This is a genomic window from Dellaglioa sp. CoH-57-MRSF-18, assembly GCF_056781995.1.
On record NZ_JBXAXX010000130.1, the window covers coordinates 1 to 368 of the forward strand.

1 protein-coding gene is annotated in these 368 nt (G+C 56.5%); it reads left to right on the plus strand.

Annotated elements, in window-relative coordinates; all coding sequences use genetic code 11:
• Positions 1–46: 46 nt before the first annotated feature.
• On the plus strand, positions 47–368 hold a 322-nt coding region (locus AC1RPG_RS08415), incomplete at its 3' end, for a hypothetical protein (protein WP_481762535.1).

Genomic DNA, 368 nt, shown 5'->3' on the forward strand with positions numbered 1-368 from the left:
TCCGCGTACCGTCAAGAATCCTTGGACGGCGCACGAGGTTGCCCAAATGACCGAGGCTGTGTATCCGGAAGCCATTGAAAAGGGCTTCCTCGAACTCGAAACGCTCAACGATCACCTGCATGACAACGACTTCAAATGGATGGCTGAAGTCCAGCGTCGCGTCGATTTCGCGAAGCGCGCGCTGGAGATGGATGCGCTTCATTCCACCGGTCTCGTCACCGAAGTGGAGGTAGTCCTCATCGGCCATTCGAAGGACCAGAGTTCGTACTACCTGAAGAAATTCCCGCAGTGGGGGTCGATCGAGGTTCCGGGCTATACGGACAAAGCCACGAACCGGGAACTCGATGCCACGTACATTCGCGACCTGT